We start from the raw sequence: 2,747 nt of genomic DNA on the forward strand, positions 1-2,747 counted from the left end.
GCGCGCGGCAACCGGCTCCGCGCCGGCGCCTGCCCCAACACCAGCGCCCGCCCCCTCGCCCGCCGCGCCCCCCGCTCCGGCCGTGACCATCAGCGTCATCGGCTTGCGGTTGCGGATCAGCTTCAGCGGCACCTTCGAGCCAGCCGGCAGCGCGGCCGCGAGGTCGTTCAGCTCGGCCGAGTGACCGATCGACCGCCCACCCAGTTGCAGGATCACGTCGCCGGGCTTGATGCCGACCGCCGCCGCCGGCGAGCTCGGCTCCACGGCGTTGACGAGCGCGCCCGCCGCACGCGGCAGCCCGAATGCTGCCGCGAGCCCCGCACCGACGTCCTGCACGTCGACGCCGAGCGCATTCCCCGACGGCGTGCGCGACGCCTGCATCTGCGTCTGCAGTTGCGCGCGCACCTTGGCGGCGAGGCCGATCGGAATCGCGAACGTCAGGCTCGAATAACGATCCGCGCTCGCGTAGACCTGCATCGCGATGCCGATCACCTCACCCGCGCGATTGAACACCGGCCCGCCCGAGTTGTCGGGATTGACCGCGATGTCGGTCTGGAAGAACGGGAACGGGCTGCCGTCCGGCAGCGCGTGCGACGTCGCGCTGACGATGCCGGCCGTGACCGTGTTGCCCGTGCCGTCCGGCGAGCCGATCGTGATCACCGGTTCGCCGACCCGCACCTTCGACGAATCGCCGAGCCTGACCACCGGCAGTTTCGTCGCGTCGATCTTCAGCACCGCGACGTCGCTCTGCGCATCGACGGTCAGCACGGTCGCCTTGAATTCGCGCCGGTCGATCAGGCGAACCGTCAGGTCGGTCGCCTGGTCGACGACCTGCGCGGACGTCAGGATCACGCCGTCGGCACTGATGATGAACCCGGAGCCACTGCCCGCCAGCGTACGCGGCGCGCTATCCGGCGTCGGCGGTGGCTGCGGCACGCCACGCTGGAAAAACGCGGCCAGCGGATCGTCGGCATCGAGCGCGGAGACGGTCGCCGCGGCCGGCGCGCTCGCCTGCGCATCGGCTGGCGCGGCCTCGCTGATGTGTACGACGGCCGGGCCGTAACGCTCGACGATCGCGGGAAAATCGACGGGCGCCGCGCCGGGCTGCGCGACGCGCTTCTCCTTCGCCACGGGCGGCGCGGCGCTTGCCGCGATGGCGGCCGGCTGCAGCGACAGGCAACCGGCAAACACACTCCCGATCAGCGCGGCGCGAAGCACGGCGCGGACAAGCGTCAGGCGAACCACGGTGCACCTCCCCCGGCGGTCGTCGCGCCGCCGATGCGCGCGACGCGCATGCGGCCGACAAGCCCCAGTACACGCTCCATTTATAGTCCACTCCGCGTGCCAGAGCATACGAATCGCAACCCCGCGCAGCGGCCGCGCATGCGCCACAGAGCGGCTGCAGCATTCGTTCCGGTCAAACCGGGCGTTTCGTCAATCCGCACAATTCCGGCGTTCGCGAGCATGCACCGCGAGCGTTTGCGTTGAACCGGCATTCGTCGCTGCGTCGCCGTCGTTACCTCAATATGCCGGTGCGGATCGACGTGCGGCGTCCGTTTCACGCGCCGCCGATCTCATGCGCAAGCGTCGAAAGCGTGCGCAGCAGCGGCACGAACGCATCCGCCGACGTGTTGCCGAAGCCGAGCACAAGCCCGTTGTGCGCGGTATCCGCGTGCATCGAGAAGCCCGACAGCGCGAACGGCCCGATCCCGTACGCACGCGCGGCGCTGACGAGCGCGCGATCGGCGTAGCGCGTCGGCAGGCGCAGCGTCAGATGCAGCCCGCACGGGCCGCCCTCGACACGATGCGGCACCGTGAAGCCGCCGTCGAGCGCGGCGAGCAGCGCCTGCCGGCGATCGCGATAGAGCCGGCGCATCCGCCCGAGGTGCCGGCCGTATTCGCCCGTCTCGATGAAGTCGGCGAGCGCGAGCTGCACGTGGCGCGTGCCGCCGCGCAGCATTTCCGGCAGCACCGTCTGCACCGCGGCGAGCAACGCTTCCGGCAGCACGAGGAAGCCGAGCCGCAGCGCCGGAAACATCGTCTTGCTGAACGAGCCGAGATACACGACCGGCGAATCCGGCGCGAGCCCCTGCATCGCGCCGATCGGCTCGCCGGTGTGGCGGAACTCGCTGTCGTAGTCGTCTTCGATGATCCACGCGCGATGGCGGCGCGCGGCGTCGATCAGCGCCAGCCGGCGCGAGATCGACAGCACCGCGCCGGTCGGGAACTGGTTCGACGGCGTCGTGTAGACGAGTCGCGGCGTCCGGTCGCGCCAGTCGTCCGCGTGCACGCGCATCCCTTCGCGGTCGACCGGCATCGCGACCACGTCGAGGTCGGCCGCCTGCATCGCGGTGCGCGCGCCGCGATAGCCGGGCTCCTCGACCCACACCGTGTCGCCGGGATTCGTCAGCAACTGCCCACACAGCGCGATCGCGCCTTGCGCGCCCTCGGTCATCACGATCTGCTCGGGTTCGCAGCGCACGCCGCGCGTCACCGCCAGATGGCGCGCGATCGATTCGCGCAGCGCGGGCTCGCCGAGCGGATCGCCATAGCCGAGCAGGTCGCGTCCGGCGCGGCGCAGCGCGCGATCGATCGCATGCCGCCATGCGTCGACCGGAAAATGCGCGAGCGCGGGCACACCCGGACGAAAGCCGTCGAATTCGCCGGCGCCGATCAGGCTCGGGCGGATCCGCGCGAGCCGCTGCGCGACGGCCGGTGCCGCAGCCCGCCGGCGCGGCGCGCTCCGG

2 protein-coding genes are annotated in these 2,747 nt (G+C 71.5%); both read right to left on the bottom strand.

Going from position 1 to position 2,747, the window contains the following annotated elements:
• A partial coding sequence (locus tag G3N94_RS40770; RefSeq protein WP_205799830.1) for a trypsin-like peptidase domain-containing protein occupies window positions 1–1,245 on the bottom strand: 1,245 nt, incomplete at its 3' end.
• 313 nt (window positions 1,246–1,558) lie between these two features.
• Window positions 1,559–2,747, bottom strand: a 1,189-nt coding sequence (locus tag G3N94_RS40775) for a PLP-dependent aminotransferase family protein (RefSeq protein ID WP_205799831.1), incomplete at its 5' end; no start/stop codon positions are given.

This window comes from Burkholderia sp. Ac-20353 (assembly GCF_017104785.1).
Classification (GTDB): Bacteria; Pseudomonadota; Gammaproteobacteria; order Burkholderiales; family Burkholderiaceae; genus Burkholderia.